The following is a 17,163-nucleotide window of genomic DNA, read 5'->3' as shown; positions in this document are numbered from 1 at the left end:
GGCGCTGTTTGCCGGGCTTTTGACCAAGGTGGGCGTGTACGCCCTGTATCGGGTCTTCACCCTGATGTTCGACCAGACCCTGGGTTACACCCAGGACCTGCTGCTCTGGGGGGCGGCGCTGACCATGGTCACCGGAGTGCTTGGAGCGGCGGCCCAGTTCGAGTTTCGCCGTATCCTGTCGTTCCACATCGTCAGCCAGATCGGCTACATGATTCTGGGCCTGGCGCTCTATACCCCGTTGGCAATCGCCGGGGGTATCTTCGCCGTGATGCATAACATCGTGGTCAAGACCAACCTGTTCCTGATCAGCGGCATCACCCGGCGCCTGCAGGGGACCTACGAGCTCAAGAAGATGGGTGGACTCTACCGTGAGCGGCCGTGGCTGGCGGTGGCCTTTTTTCTCTCGGCCTTCTCGTTGGCCGGGGTGCCGCCACTGTCGGGTTTCTTCGCCAAGTTCGTCATCGTGCGGGCGGGTATCGAGGCGGAAGCCTACGTGGTGACGGCAGTCGCGCTGCTGGTGGGGCTGATGACCCTCTACTCCATGGTCAAGATCTGGAACGAGGTGTTCTGGAAGTCGCTGCCGGAGGACAACCTGGTGCCGGCCGAAGAGGTCGTGGTGGGTGACGACAGTCGCATGGTGCCGCCGAGCCTGTGGCTGATGTATCTGCCGGTGGCGGTGCTGGCGCTCTTCGCCTTGCTGATCGGCGTGCTTGCAGAGCCGCTGATGACCGTGATGAACCAGATCGGCGATCAGTTGATGAACCCGCAGGGCTATATCGACGCGGTCTTGGGGAGTGAAATCGTGGTCGAGGACGCCTTCATCGAGGATGTGGAGCAGGAGGAGATGCCATGACGGGAGCCATCTGGAACCTGCTGCTGGCGCTGGCCTGGGTCATTCTCTCCGGGGACTTCTCGGGGCTCAACCTGGTGGTCGGCCTGGTGTTCGGCTACATCACGCTGGTGCTGATCGAGCCTCAGGTCGAGGCCCTGGGCGGGTACCCGGCACGCGTGCCGAGAATTCTGAAGTTCCTCGGTTTCTTCATCAAGGAACTGGTTCAGGCCAACCTGCGGGTCGGCTTCGATATCCTGACGCCGCCTTGGCACATGAAGCCGGGTGTGATCGCCATGCCCCTCGAGGCGCGTACGGAGCTCGAGATCACCATGGTGGCGAACCTGATCTCCCTCACACCCGGCACTCTGAGCCTGGACGTTTCCGACGACCGTAAAGTGCTCTATATCCACGCCATGTTCCTCGATGACGAGGAGGAACTGCGTCGTAACCTCAAGGAAATGGAATGTCGTGCACTGGAACTGTTCCGTTGAGTTCGCCAAGGCAGAGTGGGGGGTGAAATGGCCACTGTAATTCTGATCAGTCAGGTACTGATGAGCCTGGCGCTCATCCTGGCCTTCGTTCGCGTGGTGCGTGGCCCCAGTCTTCCCGATCGAGTGGTGGCGCTGGAGCTGTTTGCCAGCATCGTGGTGGGGCTTGTTGGCGTGTATGCCATTCGTACCGATGTATCGAGCTTTCTCGATGCCGCCATCGTTATCGCGCTGATGGGCTTTCTGGCTGCCATCGGTTTCGCCCGTTTCCTGGAGCGGGGAGGACCGCGTGATGATTGAATACATCAAGGGATTCTTGATTCTGACGGGTGCCCTGTTCATGTTGCTGGCAGCGCTTGGCATTCTGCGCCTGCCCGACCTGCTCACGCGTATGCATGCCACCACCAAGGCGGCTGCCCTGGGGGTCATACTGATCATGCTGGCGGTGGCAGTGCATTTCGGCGAGGTGGCCGTGGTGGCGCGTGCCTTTGCCATCATCGTCTTCGTGCTGATGACAGCGCCCGTCGCGGCGCATGTCATCGGCAGGGCGGGCTACTTCGTCGGGTCCAAGCTGTGGAGCGGTACGGTCAAGGATGAACTCAGACCCAACTACGACCCGCTCACCCATGAGCTCAAGAGCGGTCTGGAGACGGACGCCAACGCTCGTCACGAACCGAGGGATAGCGATCCGCAGTGAATCGCCGAATCTTCTCCGAACAAGGTCGCCTCCGGGCGGCCTTTTTTCGTTGTGGACATGAAACAAAGTCAGAGCTTTATATTGTACATAAACTGTACGATAATTTTTCCATGTCTATATTTTAAGGTGCACCATGCACAGCCAGCCCCCGCCCCACAAGCCATGCCATCTGTGTCAAAGTTCCTTCGCCCGGAGACACTGCTGGGATGAGGTGCGCTATTGCAGTGAACGCTTTCGACGGCCGGCGCGACGTTCCGGCGGTGGCGCATGAGTGTGACTCTTGTCTGGCTGCGCCACGACCTACGTCTGGGCGACAACCCATTGTTTCAGATCGATTCCACACACGAACAACTGTTATGCGTCTATGTGCTCGACCAGGCCTGGCTTACCCCGCAGTCAGGCCTTGGCGTGCCGCGTATTGGGCCGGCGCGGCTCCGTTTCCTCTGGGAGAGCCTGATTGCATTGCGTGGTGAGCTGCTCAAGCGGGGCAGTGACCTGCTGGTTCGCATTGGCGATCCGCTCGATATCGTGACAGGCCTCGTCGAACGCTATCGCGTGAGTCAGGTGCGGCTGCGCCGTGATGCCGGCGACGACGAGGTTCAAGACGGCCTGTGCCTGGCCAAGAGAGTGGGTGAGGGCGTCGAAGTGTGGCAGGCCGACAGTGGGCTGCTGCTGAGCGAAGAGACGCTGCCGGTAGCGCTTGACGCCTTGCCTGCGAGCTTCTCGGCTTTTCGTCGTCGGGTGAAGGATCGCCTGGCGATTGCTGAGGCGCTTCCCGCACCTGTGACACTGCCGCCCTGGCCTGCCGATGCGCCGCGCGGGCTGCCGCCTCTCGCCCAGGTGTGCAGCAGAGCCGTCGCATGGACGGCCGACGCTCGTGGTGAATTTCACTTCGCCGGCGGCGAGGCGGCGGGTCTCGCACGACTCGATCATTACTTGTGGGAGAGCGGAGCCGTGGCTCGCTACAAAACCACTCGCAATGAACTGAGGGGGGCGGATTTCTCCACCCGCCTTTCGCCCTGGCTGGCCCATGGCTGTCTCTCGGCCCGACAAGTGCGCGATGCTCTGCGCCACTGGGAAGCGAGCCACGGCGCCAATGAATCGAGCAAGTGGGTCTTCTACGAGCTGCTGTGGCGTGATTACTTCCACTGGGCTGCACGCCAGGAGGGTCGTGCGCTGTTCGGGGCACGCTTGCTGCCTCCCCTCGGCGAGGCCTTTCTCTCCTGGCGCGAAGGGCGAACGGGGGTTCCTTTCATCGATGCGGCCATGCACGAGCTCTCGGCGACCGGCTGGCTGTCGAACCGAGCGCGGCAAAATGCGGCGAGCTTCCTCATTCACGATCTTGGAGAGGATTGGCGTTTGGGAGCGGCCTGGTTCGAGCACTGCCTGGTCGATTTCGACGTGGCCAGCAACTGGGGCAACTGGCGCTACGTGGGCGGTCTCGGACGCGATTCCCGCGAGCGGCGCTTCGACGTCATCAAGCAAGCCGAGTATTACGACCCCGATGGCGCCTACGCCGCCTGCTGGGAAGCGGCCGGTCGGCGGACTGATCAATGGGCGCTTGGGGCTGGTGGTGCTGGCCAAACTGCGCGATGATCGCCCCTCTGCATAGGCAAGGAGAGCAGCAAAAATGAAACGGACCCTTACCCTCGGCCTGCTGGTAACGCTGCTGGCCGGCTGTCAAAGCAGCCCGGCGAATGGCGTTGGCACGGAGGAGGAATCTCAAGCCGAATCGGCCCCGGCGGCTACCGCTGAGCAAGCCGAGAGCCGAGCCGAGGCCGAGCCCGCTCCCCCCGCCGATTTTGCCGACTGGCTGGCCCAGTTTCGCCGCGCTGCCCGCAGCGAAGGGATTTCGGCGGCCACGCTCGACAGGGCTCTGGATGGGGTGCGCTATCGGCCAAGGGTGATCGAGCTCGACCGTTCCCAGCCGGAGTTCGTGCGTCCTATCTGGCAGTATCTGGATACGGCCGTCTCCCAGACCCGGGTCAGCCAAGGGCGGGCCAAGCTCGCCGAGCACCGCGACACTGCCCGGGAGATGGAGCAGCGTTTCGGCGTTCCGGCAGAAGTCATCGTCGCGATCTGGGGAATCGAGAGCAACTATGGCGGCAATTTCGGCGACTTTTCCACCCTCGAGGCGCTGGCGACGTTGGCCTTCGACGGTCGGCGGCGCGACTTTGCCCGTGGCGAGCTGCTGGCCGCCCTGAGGATCATCGAGGCAGGTGACATCGCGCCGGAGCGGATGGTGGGCTCCTGGGCTGGTGCCATGGGCCACACCCAGTTCATTCCCTCGAGTTTCGAAGCTTACGCCGTGGATGGCGACGGTGACGGACGGCGTGATATATGGGGCAGCATTCCCGATGTCATGGCTTCGACCGCCAACTATCTGGCGCGAGCCGGCTGGCAGCCCGGCCAGCCGTGGGCGGCCGAGGTGCGGCTCCCCCAGAATTTCGACTATGCCCAGACCGAGCTGAGCACGCGGCTGTCGAGCCGTGAATGGGCCGAGCAAGGGGTGCGTCCGATCGAAGGTGGCAATCTTCCCGGCTTCGAGCAGGCCTCGGTGATCGCCCCGGCCGGCGCCAATGGCCCAGCCTTCCTGGTCGGCCCCAACTACCGCGCCATTCTGCGCTACAACAATGCCACCAGCTACGCCTTGGCGGTCGGTACCCTGGCTGACAGGATCGCCGGGCGGGAAGGGGTCCGGGCCGAGTGGCCGCGTGACGTGCAGCCGCTGTCTCGCAGCCAGGTGCGCGAGATGCAGCAGGCTCTCAACGCTCGGGGCTTCGACGTCGGCACGCCCGACGGTGTCATGGGGCCGAATACCCGCAGTGGCTTGCGGGAGTACCAGCGTAGCATCGGCGTCACGCCGGACGGCTTTGCCACCGTAGATCTGCTGCAACGACTCCAGCAGTGACGGCAAGCCCCGCTCTGGTGAGCCAGAGCGGGGCGTTCGAAAAGACTCGGACCGGCCGCTAGTTATTGGTCCATCGGTCCAGCGTTTCACTGATGGTGCGGCCGGCACGTTCGGCGCCTTCCTGTGTGCGCTCCCAGGCATGCTCGGCACTTTCTCCAACCCGGTCTGCGCCCCGCCGTGTCTGCTGCCAGGCACTGTCGGCGCCTTCTCCGGTACTGTGCCAGGCCTCACGAGTGCGCTCGCGTGCCGTGTCCCACCACTCTTGATCGTAGCGCGGCATGGCCTCGAGCGACTCCGGGTCGGCGTCGACGATGATGTCATGGACCGTTTCACCGTCGTCTTCGTAGTTGACCAGACGGTAGTGGGCATTGGTAATGACCAGGTAGTCGCCGTCCCTGCCCATGTCGTCGTCGGGGCGCACGACGATGGCATGAACTTGTCTGTCATCGCCGAGCAGAATATCGATCACTTCGCCGGGCTGGCTGTCAGGCGACGCTTCGAAGTGCACCTCGGCGTCGAAGAGGGCGCGGGAGGAGTAGAGGCCCTGGGGTTCGAACTGTGCCTGTACACCAATCGCGAGCCCGGCCAGGAACAGGCCAGCCGAGGCGGCCAGCGTCGTCCTGGTGATGCGTGGCTGTTTCATCAGTTTGCCCTCCTTGTCCTTGATGACACTGTTAGTGTAGTAAAGGTACCGTTTGATACAGGTGCACGGAACCGCGCCTGATCGGATTTATCAAAGCCTCGATGAAAAAAGGAGCTTCATCCATGAGGAAAATGTCGCTTGGTAACACCATCCCGGTTTTTCGCCATTGCCTGCTGGCGGCAGCGGGGGCCCTGCTGCTGGCTGGCCCTGCCGTGGCCGACGATGAATCGTCGGTATTCGGGTGGATAGAGAAGAGCACACTTGAGCCGTGGGGGGTCGAAGTCAAGGCCAAGCTGGACAGCGGTGCGCTGACCTCTTCCCTCGATGCGCGCGACATCGAAACCTTCGACAAGGATGGCGAGGAGTGGGTGCGCTTCCGCCTCGATCTCATCGACGAGGCCAGCGGCGAGGCGTTCGAAGAGCACCTGGAGCTGCCGCTTTATCGTGACATCCGCGTCCGTGGTGCCGGCGGCCGCGACGAGCGTCCGGTGGTACTGATGAAGATCTGTATGGGCGATACCATCCACGAGGAGCAGTTCAGCCTGAGGGACCGCGAGGAGATGAATTACCCGCTGCTGTTGGGTCGGCGCACCATTGGCCACCTGGGGCTGCTCGACGTTACCCGCACCTTCCTCAATTCGCCCGACTGCACTGACGACGCCGAGGTCGTGCGCTACGACGGCGAGGAGGTCGAAGGAATCAAGGAAGACGAGGTGTGATATCTCCGGCTTCAGAATAGCCGGGACAGCAGAGCCACTACAGCCGTCTCCACACGCAGGATGCGAGGGCCCAGGTGAATGCCCTCGCATCCCGCTTCGAGCAGGCGGTCCACCTCGTATGGGATGAAACCACCTTCCGGCCCGATGAACAGCACAATAGGCTCGGTCAGGCCGGTTGGGCAGGCTTGGGCCATGCCGGGATGAGCCACGAGCCCTCGCCGGTCCGCCAGCAGCTGGGGCAGTCGCTCCTCGACGAAAGGGCGAAAGCCCTTGGCCATGCTGACGTCGGGCAGCACCGTATCTCGCGCCTGTTCGAGGCCCAGTATCAGATGCTCATGAATCTTTCCCGGGTCCAGCTCCGGCGACTGCCAGTAGCTCTTCTCCACCCGCCGGGTATGCAGCAGCGTGACACCCTTCACCCCAAGGGCGGTGATGTGTTCGAGGCTTCTGGCGAGCATGCGCGGGCGCGGCAGGGCCAGTACCAGATGCACCGGTAGGGCGGGCGGCGGGGGAGCGCCGAGGCCATCGAGCGTGAAGCGGGCTTCGTCGTCGGAGAGGTAGGTCAGCTCGCCGCGTCCGATACCACCTCCCAGAACCCCCAGGGTCAATGAATCGCCCACCTGGGCGCGGTGCACTTCCTTCAGGTGACGTAACCGGCGTGGGTCGCGCAGGCAGGCCAGACGGGCATGTTGGACATCGTCGGGGGCAAGCAGGATAAGGTTCATCGGGTCTCGTTGGTTGCTTCGATTTGCAAGGGCGGTAACGCGGTGCACAATAGCAGCCAAGGGCCAACCTGCCTTTCCTACAAGGAGTGCCGTCGTGCGCGTGATTCGCAAGTATGCCAACCGCAGACTCTATGATACCCAACAGAGCCGCTATGTAACGCTCGAGGATCTGCGTCGCCTGATTCTCGATGAAGAACCGTTCCGCGTCGAGGACGCCAAGTCCGGAGAGGATCTGACCCGCACCATCCTGCTGTCGATCATCATCGAACAGGAACAGGCCGACGGCGAGGCCGAGGTGTTTTCCAATGACCTGCTGGCTCAATTCATTCGTGTCTACGACATGGCCCAGCCGCTGCCGCTGGCACGTTATCTCGAGCAGGGTACCCAGCTGATGCTCGAACAGCAGAAGCGCATGCAGGACCAATGGCAACAGGCCATGCGCCATTCGCCGATGGAGCTTATGCGTGAAATGGCGGAGGAGAACATGCGTTTCTGGCAGCAGGCGATTGGCCAGGGACAGCCCGACAAGCCTGAGCCGAAGGACACGCCGGACCAGGATGACGACAAGAAGTCCTGAGCGAGGCGGCGAGCTCGATGGCTTTCTGACATAATGCCGCGACGAATTCCCAGCCTAACCTCAGGCCCGTCCCAGCATCGGGCCCGACGAATGATAGACAGGAAAGCAAGCGGATGAAGGTTCTTATCATCGGCGGCGGTGGCCGCGAACATGCCCTGGCCTGGAAAGTCGGTCAGTCGCCCCGGGTCGAACGGGTCTTCGTGGCGCCCGGCAATGCCGGTACCGCTCACGAACCCGGCTTGACCAACGTCGCCATCGAGGCGACCGATTTGGAGCGCCTGGTGGCTTTCGCCCGTGAGGAGGCCATCGAGCTGACCATCGTCGGCCCCGAGGCGCCGCTGGTCGAAGGGGTCGTCGATCGTTTCCGCGAAGCGGGGCTGGCCATTTTCGGTCCGACTCGAGGGGCTGCCCAGCTGGAGGGCTCGAAGTCCTTCACCAAGGACTTTCTTGCACGCCATGCCATCCCCACCGCTGATTACCGCACCTTCACCGAGGTAGGGCCGGCGCTGGAGTATTTGGCCGAGCAGGGCGCACCGATCGTGATCAAGGCCGATGGCCTGGCTGCCGGCAAGGGGGTGATCGTCGCCATGACCCTGGCCGAGGCCGAGGCCGCCGTGCGCGACATGCTCGAGGCCAACGCCTTCGGTGACGCCGGGGCCAGGGTGGTCATCGAAGAGTTCCTGGAAGGCGAGGAGGCCAGTTTCATCGTCATGGTGGATGGCACCACCGTGTTGCCCATGGCCACCAGCCAGGACCACAAGCGTGCGCTGGATGGCGATGACGGTCCCAATACCGGCGGCATGGGGGCGTACTCACCGGCGCCGGTGGTGACCGAGAGCGTTCACGAGCGCATCATGGAGCAGGTGATCATGCCCACGGTGCATGGCATGGTGGCCGAGGGACATCCCTACAGCGGCTTCCTGTATGCCGGCTTGATGATCGACACCGAAGGCAATCCCAAGGTGATCGAGTTCAACTGCCGCTTCGGCGACCCCGAGACTCAGCCGATCATGCTGCGCCTGCAGTCCGATCTGGCCGAGCTGTGCCTGGCCGGGGCACGAGGTGAGCTGGCCGGGCACACCTGCGAGTGGGACTCCCACGCCGCGGTCGGCGTGGTGATGGCCGCGGGCGGCTATCCTGGCAGCTACGCCAAGGGCGACGTGATCGAGGGTCTCGAGGCGGCGAATGCCACAGGCTGCAAGGTATTTCATGCCGGCACCGCAGAGGACGACCAGGGGCGTGTCGTGACCAGTGGCGGTCGTGTATTGTGTATCACCGCGCTGGGGCATGGCGTCTCCCAGGCACGCGACCTCGCCTATGAGGGAGTGGCAGCGATTCGCTGGAATGGCGCTCAGTACCGCGGTGATATCGCCCACCGTGCCATCGCCCGCGAGCAGAACGCAGATTGAGCGTCGGCGAACCTGTCGCCATTCATAACAACATTCAGGGAGCGAGCATGGAACGCATCAAGCTGGAATTTCCCGATTCGGCCATCGTGCACAGGCAGCCGCTGTCGGTGCGCATCACCGACATGAACTACGGTCGCCATCTGGGGCACGATACGCTGGTGTCCTTACTGCATGAAGCGCGTATTCAGGCATTTGGCGCCCTTGGTCTGGTCGAATGGGATATGGGCGGTTTCCCCAGTGTGGTGGCGGACCTCGCTGTGCAGTACCAGTCCGAGGCCCGCTGGCCGGATGCCCTGGTGGTGGAAACCGCCATACCCGTGCCCACCGGCAAGGCGATGGCGGTCTATCATCGGGTCTGCCATGCCGAGGGCGGGCGGCCGGTGGCCACCGCGCGACTCAACGTGGTGCTGGTCGATCCGGCCCAGGGGCGCAGTGTCGCTATTCCAGACAGCGTGCTCCGCGCCATCAGCGGTGCGGAGAGCGCCTGATGTCGCGCGAGTATCCCATCATCGCCGTGACCGGCTCCTCGGGGGCGGGAACCACCACGGTGAAACGCACCTTCGAGCGCATGTTCTCCCGTGAGGATGTCCATGCCGCCTTCGTCGACGGCGACGCCTTCCATCGCTATACGCGAGAAGAGCTGGCGCGCATGTTCCGTGAAGAGCCAGAGCGCAAGAATCAGCTCTCTCATTTCGCCGTGGAAGCCAACCTGCTCGACCGCCTGGAGGCGCTGTTCCAGGAGTACGGCGAGCACGGCACCGGCACCTACCGGCACTACATCCATGCCGAAGACAAGCAGATGATCGAGGCCGGCCATCAGGTCGGTACCTTCACCGAGTGGCAGCCGCTGCCCTGTGGCACCGATCTGTTGTTCTACGAGGGCTTGCACGGCGGGCTGGTCACCTCGGCGCATGACATTGCCCGACACGTGGACCTGCTGGTAGGCGTGGCGCCGACCATGAACCTCGAGTGGATCCAGAAGATCGATCGCGATATCAAGCTGCGCGGCTACTCTCAGGAAGCCGTCATCGACACCATTCTGGGGCGCATGAACGACTACGTGCGCTATATCCAGCCGCAGTTCTCACGCACCCATATCAATTTCCAGCGTGTGCCTACGGTGGACACCTCCAACCCCTTCGAGGTGCAGGATATTCCCAACGACGCCGAGTCGTTCGTGGTGATCCGTTTCCGCGATCCCTCGACGGTGGATTTTCCCTGGTTGCTGGCGATGATCCAGGACGCCTTCATGAGCCGCCCGCATACCCTGGTGGTGCCGGGTGCGAGGATGTCGCTGGCCATCGAGTTGATCCTGGCGCCGCTGGTTCGTCACCTACTGGCGCAGCGCCGCTTTCGCTGAGCCGCAAGAGAGGAGTGCGAGTCGATGCAAGAGTGTCTGTTCTGCAAGATCGTCAAGCGTGAAATACCGGCCGAGATCGTCTACGAAGACGAGCAGGTGCTGGCGTTCAACGACATCAATCCCCAGGCCCCGACTCACATTCTGATCATCCCCAAGCAGCACATTGCCACGCTCAACGACATCGAGGAGCGTGACCAGGCTCTCGTTGGCAGGTTGCCCTTCACGGCGGCGAGGCTGGCCGCGGAGCGCGGCTTTGCCGAGGACGGCTACCGCGTGGTGATGAACTGCAATGACCAGGGCGGACAGACGGTCTATCATATTCATATGCACCTGATGGGCGGTCGCCGCTTTACTTGGCCGGCTGGCTAGCTGGCGCCCTGCGGGAAGCCGCGCGCGTCGAGGCGTGCGACGCATCAGGTGCACCCAGTACATGGCGCCACCCAATGGGTGGCGCTGCCGTTACTTGGCGGCTGCATTGGGCCGACTAATTGCAGGGCTGCCAATCGCTCGCTTCCCGCGATGGGAAGCCGCACTCAGGAAAGGCTGCGTAAAGGAAAAGAGATGAACCGCCACTACTCCCCGGCCGACAAACAGCTCCCTCAGTTCGATACCGTACTACGAACCCTGATTCCTCGCGCCGCCGTGGCTTCGCGCCCCTCGCCGGCAACGGCGGATGTCCAGGACGATGACATGAGCGTCGACGAGCGTCGCCACGCCGCCGGGCTGATGCGGGTCAACCATACCGGTGAGGTATGTGCCCAGGCGCTCTATCAAGGCCAGGGCTGTACTGCCAAGCTGCCCGAAGTGCGCAGCCAGATGGAGCATTCCGCCCAGGAAGAGATCGACCATCTGGCCTGGTGCGACGAGCGGCTGCAGGAACTCGACAGCCATCCCAGCGTGCTCAATCCGCTATTCTATGCGGCGTCGTTCGGCCTCGGCGCCGTGGCGGGTGCCATTGGCGATCGTGTCAGCCTGGGGTTCGTTGCCGCAACCGAGGAGCAGGTAGGCAAGCACCTGGAAGATCACCTGGTGCGCCTGCCGGTGGGCGACCATCGCTCCCGCGCCGTGCTGCGCCAGATGGCCATTGACGAGGCGCACCATGCTCAGCTGGCGCTGGAAGCCGGGGGGGCGCGCTTTCCGGCGCCGGTCAAGTTCGGCATGTCGCTGATGTCCAAGGTGATGACCAAGAGCGTCTACCGTCTCTGAGTCGCCACTATGGAAGATGAGAATCTATGCCGCGCTAGATGCACCGCTAGACCAAGAAGGCCCGCCTGAGCGGGCCTTCCGGCGTCGGGCGCTAGCGCCGTCGCCTTACTCTTCGACGATGCTGTAGGAGTGGGTGACTTCGACCCCCCCCTTGGCCAGCATGATCGAGGCGCTGCAGTACTTCTCGGCGGATAGCTCCACCGCCCGCTTGACCTGATTATCCTTGAGGTTGCGTCCGCTGACGGTGAAGTGCACGTGGATCTTGGTGAATACGGCCGGCACCTCGTCGGCGCGCTCGGCCTCGATGCTGGCAACGCAGTCGGTCACACCGGCGCGAGACTTCTCGAGAATCTCCAGCACATCGAAAGAGGTGCAGGCGCCCATACCCATCAGCAGCATCTCCATCGGGCGTGGGCCGGTATTGCGGCCGCCGTGGTCCGGTGGGCCATCGATGACCACGCTGTGGCCGCTTCCCGACTCGGCGACGAACTGACGGCCGTCGGTCCATTTGACGCTGGCTTTCATGTGCAGATTTCCTCGTCGATACTTTCGTGTTGAAGAGCTTACCACTGAGCGGCTATCGGCTCAGCCCCGCCGTTGCCGCAACTCCCGGTCCAGTTCGGCCAGTCGCTCGGGCGTACCGACATCGACCCAGTGCCCGCGATGGCGAGTGCCGCCAACTCGACCTTCGTGCATGGCTGCTCGCAGCAGCGGGGCCAGGGGAAATTCGCCGGGGTCATGCTCGGCTACCAGCGCCGGGTCGATCAGGCTGAGGCCGGCGAAGGTCAGGCGCGAAGCACCGGTGTCATGTACACGGCCTTGAGCGTCGAGGCGAAAGTCGCCCTCGGGGTGGTGGGCAGGGTTGTCGACCAGTACCAGATGGGCCAGATCGTCACCCAGCTCAGGCAGTGTCGCGGGATCGAGATCGCACCATATATCGCCATTGACCAGCAGAAAGGGGGTGTTACCCAGCAGCGGCAGTGCTTGGCGAATGCCGCCGCCGGTTTCCAGTGGGTGGGTCTCGCGGCTCCAGGCGATCTGAGTGCCATAGCAGCTGCCATCGCCTAGCGCGGCGACGATCTGGTCGGCGCGATAGCTGACGTTGATCACGACGTCGTGGATGCCGGCTGCCGCCAGACGCTCCAGGTGGTGAACGATCAAGGGCTTGCCCGCCACCGGCAGCAACGGCTTGGGGCAGCGGTCGGTCAAGGGCCGCATGCGTTTGCCCAGGCCGGCAGCCAGAATCATGGCCTTCATGACGCCTCCGGGCCAGAGGCCAAGGCCAGGCGTTGCATCAGGGCGGGGCGGAAAGTCTCCACCAGCCAACGCTGAAAATCGACATGCGCTGGCAAAGCGTCCAGGCTCTCCTCGAGATGGGCGAGGAAGTGCGGTAACCGCTCCAGATAGCCCGAGCGGCCGTCGCGTAGGGTCAAACGACAGAAAATGCCCAGCACTTTGAGCGCGCGCTGTGCCGCCATGGCCTGCACCTGGCGGTGGAAGGTTTCGCTGTCGATGGATCTGGGCAAGCGCCCGTCTTGCATGGCCCGCTGACGGAAAGCTTCGACCCAGGCGGTAAAGCGGCCTGCCGGGAAACGGCAGTAGCGGCCACGCAGCAGTGAAATAAGGTCGTAGCTGATGGGGCCGGCCACGGCGTCCTGGAAGTCGATCAGAAAGAGCCGTTCGTCATGCACCATCAGATTCATGGCATCGTAATCGCGATGCACCGTGACCACCGGCTGTGCCAGGGCAGAGTCGATCAGTGACTGGCGCAGCTCGTTCCAGCCGGGAGGCAGAGCGGTCTCGCCAAGCCACTGGGTGAGACACCATTCGGGGAATAGATCCAGTTCGCGGCCGAGCAGGGCAGCGTCGTAGATGGGGAGCGGATCGGGGCCGGCGCGGTTCTGCAGCGCATGGATCAGTTCCATGGCATGCTCGTGCCAGCGCAGGGTATCGGCATGGTCGATACTCTTGAATCGGAGCTGTAGCGGAGTGTCGCCCAAGTCGTCGAGCTCGAGGAAGCCCGCTTCCAGATCTACGGCATACAAAGCCGGAACAGGCAGGCCACCGGCTCGCCAGCGTCGGGCGATATCGACGAATGGACGGCTATCCTCCTGAGCGGGCGGAGCGTCCATCAGCATCCGTGAGCGGCCGTCGGGCAGCGTGAGGCGGAAATAGCGACGAAAGCTGGCATCTCCCGCGGCCAGACGCAGATTCAGCACGTCGACAGGCAGATGATGTTGCGCTGCTGCCCAGTGGCGCAGGGCGTCGAATCGCGGCGAGGTTTCGGCCGGGGTCATGCTGGCTCCTTGTCGTGCCGGACAGTGCCGGTTGACGCTCGTGAGGCGCCGCCGCATGCTGAGCGATCAGGCGCATACGACAGGCTGGGTGCGGTCTGTATAATACCGATTCTCTTCGCCAAGGACATCGAGGGACCATGGGCAAGCGATATGCAGGAACGGCACTGGCTGGCCTGATCACAACCGGTCTGACGCTTGGTGTGCCCCAAGTGGCGGCGCTGGAACCGATGGCCTCATGGCAGCTCGACTGGCACCCTTGGAGCGATGATCCACCCGCCGAGGCGCTTTGTCGCGGTGTCTATGTGATGCCCGCCTATCTCTTGCCCACCGGCGATCTGCCGGGGCAGGTGCGCAGCGAGTCCGATAGCGCTTACTACGGCGATGAGGGTGAAACCATCCTGGGTGGTGAAGTCATTCTGCGCCGTGGCGACAGCCAGCTCGAGTCGCCGCGGGTCAGCGTGCCGCCCGAGCGCGACCGGGCATTCGTCGAGGGACCGCTGGCGCTGCGTGATACCAACCTGCTGGTGCGCGGTGAATCCGGCGAAGTCTCCCTGATCAGCGACGCGGCAAGTATCGATAGCGCCCATTTCGTGGTGCACGACCAGCATCTGCGCGGCGATGCGCTGCAGCTGGAGCGGTTGGAGGATGGACGCTTCCGGCTCAACTCGGCGAACTTCACCACCTGTGACCCGGGCGACAACCTGTGGCAACTGGTGACCGGCGACCTGGTGCTCGATCGCGAAAGTGGCTTCGGTACGGCGCGTCACGCTCGCTTGGAGGTGAAGCAGGTGCCGGTCTTCTACTGGCCGTGGGTGCGCTTCCCTATCGATGACCGCCGCCATACCGGCTTCCTGTGGCCCGAGATAGGGCTCTCCGGGGGGGCGCTGGACTACGCTCAGCCATTCTACTGGAACATTGCGCCCAATCACGATGCCACCATCACGCCGCGCTGGATCAGCGACCGTGGGTTGCTGCTGGGCGGGGAGTACCGCTATCTGTTCCCCAGCGATGTCGGGCAGATCGAGGGTGCCTACCTCTCGAACGACGGTGGCGGGTCCGATGACCCAGGCACCCCCTCGCGGCGCTACGAGGGCGAGGATCGCTGGTATGTCGACTATCGCCACAGCGGGCGTTTCGATGCACGCACGCGCTACAACCTGCGCTACGGGGCGGCCAGTGACGGACGCTACTTCGACGACTATGGCAGCATTTTCGGCGATGACCCCACGAATATGCAGCGGTTGGCCCAGATCGACTATCGCGGGTCGCTCTGGCATCTCGACGCCAGAGCCCAGGGCTTCCAGCGCCTCGATGACCCGCTGCGCGATCGCGACAAGCCGTTCTATCGCCTGCCCAGCCTGACGGCCAATGCGCGCTGGTCGCAGCCGGGTGGCTTGTATCAGCAATGGCGCTCCAACCTCACCTACTTCTGGCGCGACGTCGATCGCAATCGCGTGCCGTTGCGTGAAGCCGCCACAGGTACCCGCTTGCACCTTTCGCCCGCTACCGGCTGGCGCTTCGACGAGAGCTGGGGGCATCTGGAGCCTCGTGTCGAGTGGCTCTTCACCGCCTACGACCTCGACTACGGCGAGCGCGAGACCGAGCGCGATACGACTCTGCAGCGCGCGGTGCCGGTGACCTCGATCGATGGCGGCCTGGTATTCGATCGCGAGCTGGAACTTGGCGGTCGAACGTATCGCCAGACCCTGGAGCCGCGAGTCAACTATGCCTACGTGCCGGCCCGCGACCAGCGTGATTTCCCCGACTTCGATGCCAATGAGCGGGCCTTCTCCTGGGGGCAGCTGTGGTCGCCCTATCGCTTCTCCGGCGCCGATCGTGTGGGAGACCTCAACCGTGTGTCGGTGGGTGTCGATTCACGCCTGCTGGAGGACGCCCGCGGCCGCGAGCGCCTGGCCTTCGGCATTGGCCAGGCGTTCTACTTGTCGGATCGGTACATCGATATCAACGGGGACCCCGATGCCTTGCCAAGGTCGCCGGAAGAGGGCGGCCGTTTCGAACCCTGGTACAACGCCACTCGCGATCGGTCGCCAGTGGTGGCGCGCCTGGACTGGCGAATGACCGAACGCTGGCGTAGCCGTTGGGAACTGCTGTACGACGACGCTCAGCAGCGTACCGAGCGTACCTCGCTGGACCTGAGCTATCGCAGTCCCGTCGGCCACGTATTGAACCTCGGCTATCGCTGGGAACTCCAAGGGTTCGATCCGTCGGTGCAGCCGGGGGACGACGAGTTTCGCGATTACGACCGCGAGGAGTACGATCTCTCGTTCGCCTGGAAGCTCTCGCCCCGGGTGGATCTGATCGGCCGTGCCGTTTACGACTATACCAACGAGCGCCTGCTCGACCAGCTGGCTGGCGTGCAGTGGAACGACTGCTGCTATGGCTTTCAGGTCGTCTGGCGTGAATGGATCGACGACAACGATAGCGCCAGCATCGCAAACGATACCACGGAGCGCGGGCTGTTCCTGCGCTTCGTATTCAAAGGTCTGGGCGGTGTTGGCGGTGATGCCGGCGACTATTTCGAACGGGCCATTCCGGGCTATCGAGCCACTGCCTTCTAAATTGTGCGAGACGCCCTACACGTGAGCCAAATGAGAGGAAAGAGAGACATGCGGATTTCACCGTTCGCCACCCTGGGTGCCCTGGGATTGGCCCTGTGCCTTGGCGCCGTGCCGCTGACGGCCGTGGCCCAGGACCAGGACTTCCAGCCGGTACAGCGACAGTCCTTGGATCGCATCGTGGCCGTGGTGAACCAGCAGGCCATCATGCACAGCCAGCTCGAAGAGCGAATGGAGCAGGCGCGTAGCCAGCTGGCGTCGCAAGGGCAGGGGCTGCCGCCCGACGCGATGCTGCGCGAGCACGTTCTCGAGCAGGTCATTCTCGAGGAGATCCAGCTGCAGATGGCGGCAAATGCCGGACTCAGCGTCGACGATACCGCTCTCAATCGCCAAATGCGGGAGATTGCCGAGAGCAACAACATGACTCTCGACCAGTTTGCCGACGCTCTGGAGGCCGACGGTCTGACCATGGCGGCCGTGCGCGAGGAGATTCGTCGCGAGATGCTGCTGCGTGAGCTGCATCAGCGTCAGATCGGTGGGCGGGTCAATGTCAGCCCCCGCGAAGTCGAGCGCTTCATCGAGCAGCAGGGCGGCAACGTGAACCAGGAACAGGCTCGCCAGATGGTCTTCCAGCGCAAGGCCAACGAGGCCCTGGATGCCTGGCTGCAGGAGATTCGTGCCGAGGCGTTCGTCGACAACCGGCTCGCCAGCGGCCGCTGAAAC

Annotated in this window: 21 protein-coding genes; 16 read left to right on the top strand and 5 right to left on the bottom strand. The window is 63.5% G+C overall.

The annotated features are described in order from the left end of the window. The 7 genes from AC2VNO_RS17710 to AC2VNO_RS17680 form a co-directional block, all read left to right on the top strand. Nucleotides 1–853: proton-conducting transporter transmembrane domain-containing protein (locus AC2VNO_RS17710; protein WP_486935357.1), on the top strand; the 853-nt coding region annotated here is incomplete at its 5' end. Beyond that, nucleotides 850–1,323 (top strand): Na+/H+ antiporter subunit E, encoded by a 474-nt coding sequence (locus AC2VNO_RS17705; RefSeq protein ID WP_486935356.1) that lies wholly within the window; start codon nt 850–852, stop codon nt 1,321–1,323. The genes AC2VNO_RS17710 and AC2VNO_RS17705, both read left to right, overlap by 4 nt. Before the next feature lie 27 nt (nt 1,324–1,350). Then, a complete protein-coding gene (locus AC2VNO_RS17700) occupies nt 1,351–1,620 on the top strand; it encodes an MrpF/PhaF family protein (protein ID WP_159550076.1) in 270 nt (89 codons plus the stop codon). After that, complete coding sequence (gene mnhG / locus AC2VNO_RS17695) at nt 1,613–2,017, top strand: monovalent cation/H(+) antiporter subunit G (protein WP_486935359.1); 405 nt, start codon at nt 1,613–1,615, stop codon at nt 2,015–2,017. The genes AC2VNO_RS17700 and mnhG overlap by 8 nt, the downstream gene beginning before the upstream one ends. Nucleotides 2,018–2,150: 133 nt before the next feature. After that, nucleotides 2,151–2,288 carry a DUF2256 domain-containing protein gene (locus AC2VNO_RS17690; protein WP_486935355.1) on the top strand — a complete coding sequence of 46 codons (138 nt, stop codon included), beginning with the start codon at nt 2,151–2,153 and terminating at the stop codon, nt 2,286–2,288. After that, nucleotides 2,285–3,613, top strand: a complete 1,329-nt coding sequence (locus AC2VNO_RS17685) for a DASH family cryptochrome (RefSeq protein WP_486935354.1) — start codon at nt 2,285–2,287, stop codon at nt 3,611–3,613. Before AC2VNO_RS17690 ends, AC2VNO_RS17685 begins: the two co-directional genes overlap by 4 nt. Before the next feature lie 34 nt (nt 3,614–3,647). After that, on the top strand, nt 3,648–4,928 hold the full coding sequence (locus AC2VNO_RS17680; protein ID WP_486935353.1) for a lytic murein transglycosylase: 1,281 nt from the start codon (nt 3,648–3,650) through the stop codon (nt 4,926–4,928). 58 nt (nt 4,929–4,986) lie between these two features. Here the strand turns inward: AC2VNO_RS17680 and AC2VNO_RS17675 are convergent, their stop codons facing one another. Then, nucleotides 4,987–5,571, bottom strand: coding sequence for a PRC-barrel domain containing protein (locus tag AC2VNO_RS17675; RefSeq protein ID WP_486935352.1), 585 nt, complete (start codon nt 5,569–5,571; stop codon nt 4,987–4,989). Between the two features lie 131 nt (nt 5,572–5,702). Between AC2VNO_RS17675 and rloA3 the strand changes: the two genes are divergently transcribed. After that, nucleotides 5,703–6,290 carry a retropepsin-like aspartic peptidase RloA3 gene (gene rloA3 / locus AC2VNO_RS17670; protein WP_486935358.1) on the top strand — a complete coding sequence of 196 codons (588 nt, stop codon included), beginning with the start codon at nt 5,703–5,705 and terminating at the stop codon, nt 6,288–6,290. Nucleotides 6,291–6,301: 11 nt separating this feature from the next. Here the strand turns inward: rloA3 and AC2VNO_RS17665 are convergent, their stop codons facing one another. Continuing rightward, nucleotides 6,302–7,015: a 16S rRNA (uracil(1498)-N(3))-methyltransferase gene (locus tag AC2VNO_RS17665; RefSeq protein ID WP_486935351.1), complete on the bottom strand. Its 714-nt coding sequence runs from the start codon at nt 7,013–7,015 to the stop codon at nt 6,302–6,304. Nucleotides 7,016–7,109: 94 nt separating this feature from the next. Between AC2VNO_RS17665 and phaR the strand changes: the two genes are divergently transcribed. The 6 genes from phaR (at nt 7,110) to coq7 (ending at nt 11,567) form a co-directional block, all read left to right on the top strand. Then, nucleotides 7,110–7,592 carry a polyhydroxyalkanoate synthesis repressor PhaR gene (gene phaR / locus AC2VNO_RS17660; protein WP_228578136.1) on the top strand — a complete coding sequence of 161 codons (483 nt, stop codon included), beginning with the start codon at nt 7,110–7,112 and terminating at the stop codon, nt 7,590–7,592. Between the two features lie 113 nt (nt 7,593–7,705). Further along, a complete protein-coding gene (purD, locus tag AC2VNO_RS17655; RefSeq protein WP_486935350.1) occupies nt 7,706–9,001 on the top strand; it encodes a phosphoribosylamine--glycine ligase in 1,296 nt (431 codons plus the stop codon). A gap of 47 nt (nt 9,002–9,048) precedes the next feature. Continuing rightward, complete coding sequence (locus AC2VNO_RS17650) at nt 9,049–9,489, top strand: acyl-CoA thioesterase (protein ID WP_486935349.1); 441 nt, start codon at nt 9,049–9,051, stop codon at nt 9,487–9,489. After that, a complete protein-coding gene (locus tag AC2VNO_RS17645; RefSeq protein WP_228578142.1) occupies nt 9,489–10,361 on the top strand; it encodes a phosphoribulokinase in 873 nt (290 codons plus the stop codon). The genes AC2VNO_RS17650 and AC2VNO_RS17645 overlap by 1 nt, the downstream gene beginning before the upstream one ends. Nucleotides 10,362–10,385: 24 nt before the next feature. Beyond that, nucleotides 10,386–10,730: a histidine triad nucleotide-binding protein gene (locus tag AC2VNO_RS17640; protein WP_486935348.1), complete on the top strand. Its 345-nt coding sequence runs from the start codon at nt 10,386–10,388 to the stop codon at nt 10,728–10,730. 192 nt (nt 10,731–10,922) lie between these two features. After that, nucleotides 10,923–11,567 carry a 2-polyprenyl-3-methyl-6-methoxy-1,4-benzoquinone monooxygenase gene (coq7, locus tag AC2VNO_RS17635; protein ID WP_486935347.1) on the top strand — a complete coding sequence of 215 codons (645 nt, stop codon included), beginning with the start codon at nt 10,923–10,925 and terminating at the stop codon, nt 11,565–11,567. 105 nt (nt 11,568–11,672) lie between these two features. Here coq7 and AC2VNO_RS17630 read toward each other — a convergent pair whose 3' ends face one another. From AC2VNO_RS17630 to AC2VNO_RS17620, 3 genes are read right to left on the bottom strand one after another with little or no spacing between them, the layout of a single operon-like run. After that, nucleotides 11,673–12,092, bottom strand: a complete 420-nt coding sequence (locus tag AC2VNO_RS17630; protein ID WP_486935346.1) for an OsmC family protein — start codon at nt 12,090–12,092, stop codon at nt 11,673–11,675. Nucleotides 12,093–12,152: 60 nt separating this feature from the next. Further along, a complete protein-coding gene (gene murU / locus AC2VNO_RS17625) occupies nt 12,153–12,824 on the bottom strand; it encodes an N-acetylmuramate alpha-1-phosphate uridylyltransferase MurU (RefSeq protein WP_486935345.1) in 672 nt (223 codons plus the stop codon). After that, a complete protein-coding gene (locus AC2VNO_RS17620) occupies nt 12,821–13,864 on the bottom strand; it encodes an aminoglycoside phosphotransferase family protein (protein WP_486935344.1) in 1,044 nt (347 codons plus the stop codon). Before AC2VNO_RS17620 ends, murU begins: the two co-directional genes overlap by 4 nt. A gap of 137 nt (nt 13,865–14,001) precedes the next feature. Here AC2VNO_RS17620 and AC2VNO_RS17615 point away from each other — a divergent pair, with 137 nt between their 5' ends. Beyond that, nucleotides 14,002–16,443 carry an LPS-assembly protein LptD gene (locus AC2VNO_RS17615; RefSeq protein WP_486935343.1) on the top strand — a complete coding sequence of 814 codons (2,442 nt, stop codon included), beginning with the start codon at nt 14,002–14,004 and terminating at the stop codon, nt 16,441–16,443. Between the two features lie 48 nt (nt 16,444–16,491). Continuing rightward, complete coding sequence (locus AC2VNO_RS17610) at nt 16,492–17,160, top strand: SurA N-terminal domain-containing protein (protein WP_486935342.1); 669 nt, start codon at nt 16,492–16,494, stop codon at nt 17,158–17,160. Nucleotides 17,161–17,163: the final 3 nt, after the last annotated feature.

This window comes from Halomonas sp. TH-94, assembly GCF_057473365.1.
The sequence above is the reverse complement of the archived record's forward strand: the minus strand, read 5'-3'. Positions and strand labels throughout refer to the sequence as shown.

Excerpts from the sequence above, each read along its gene's own strand:
- AC2VNO_RS17705 (WP_486935356.1), top strand. The coding sequence starts at position 850 with ATGACGGGAGCCATCTGGAACCTGCTGCTGGCGCTGGCCTGGGTCATT.
- AC2VNO_RS17700 (WP_159550076.1), top strand. The coding sequence starts at position 1,351 with ATGGCCACTGTAATTCTGATCAGTCAGGTACTGATGAGCCTGGCGCTC.
- mnhG (WP_486935359.1), top strand. The coding sequence starts at position 1,613 with ATGATTGAATACATCAAGGGATTCTTGATTCTGACGGGTGCCCTGTTC.
- AC2VNO_RS17690 (WP_486935355.1), top strand. The coding sequence starts at position 2,151 with ATGCACAGCCAGCCCCCGCCCCACAAGCCATGCCATCTGTGTCAAAGT.
- AC2VNO_RS17685 (WP_486935354.1), top strand. The coding sequence starts at position 2,285 with ATGAGTGTGACTCTTGTCTGGCTGCGCCACGACCTACGTCTGGGCGAC.
- AC2VNO_RS17680 (WP_486935353.1), top strand. The coding sequence starts at position 3,648 with ATGAAACGGACCCTTACCCTCGGCCTGCTGGTAACGCTGCTGGCCGGC.
- AC2VNO_RS17675 (WP_486935352.1), bottom strand. The coding sequence starts at position 5,571 with ATGAAACAGCCACGCATCACCAGGACGACGCTGGCCGCCTCGGCTGGC.
- rloA3 (WP_486935358.1), top strand. The coding sequence starts at position 5,703 with ATGTCGCTTGGTAACACCATCCCGGTTTTTCGCCATTGCCTGCTGGCG.
- AC2VNO_RS17665 (WP_486935351.1), bottom strand. The coding sequence starts at position 7,015 with ATGAACCTTATCCTGCTTGCCCCCGACGATGTCCAACATGCCCGTCTG.
- purD (WP_486935350.1), top strand. The coding sequence starts at position 7,706 with ATGAAGGTTCTTATCATCGGCGGCGGTGGCCGCGAACATGCCCTGGCC.
- AC2VNO_RS17650 (WP_486935349.1), top strand. The coding sequence starts at position 9,049 with ATGGAACGCATCAAGCTGGAATTTCCCGATTCGGCCATCGTGCACAGG.
- AC2VNO_RS17645 (WP_228578142.1), top strand. The coding sequence starts at position 9,489 with ATGTCGCGCGAGTATCCCATCATCGCCGTGACCGGCTCCTCGGGGGCG.
- AC2VNO_RS17640 (WP_486935348.1), top strand. The coding sequence starts at position 10,386 with ATGCAAGAGTGTCTGTTCTGCAAGATCGTCAAGCGTGAAATACCGGCC.
- coq7 (WP_486935347.1), top strand. The coding sequence starts at position 10,923 with ATGAACCGCCACTACTCCCCGGCCGACAAACAGCTCCCTCAGTTCGAT.
- AC2VNO_RS17630 (WP_486935346.1), bottom strand. The coding sequence starts at position 12,092 with ATGAAAGCCAGCGTCAAATGGACCGACGGCCGTCAGTTCGTCGCCGAG.
- murU (WP_486935345.1), bottom strand. The coding sequence starts at position 12,824 with ATGAAGGCCATGATTCTGGCTGCCGGCCTGGGCAAACGCATGCGGCCC.
- AC2VNO_RS17620 (WP_486935344.1), bottom strand. The coding sequence starts at position 13,864 with ATGACCCCGGCCGAAACCTCGCCGCGATTCGACGCCCTGCGCCACTGG.
- AC2VNO_RS17615 (WP_486935343.1), top strand. The coding sequence starts at position 14,002 with ATGGGCAAGCGATATGCAGGAACGGCACTGGCTGGCCTGATCACAACC.
- AC2VNO_RS17610 (WP_486935342.1), top strand. The coding sequence starts at position 16,492 with ATGCGGATTTCACCGTTCGCCACCCTGGGTGCCCTGGGATTGGCCCTG.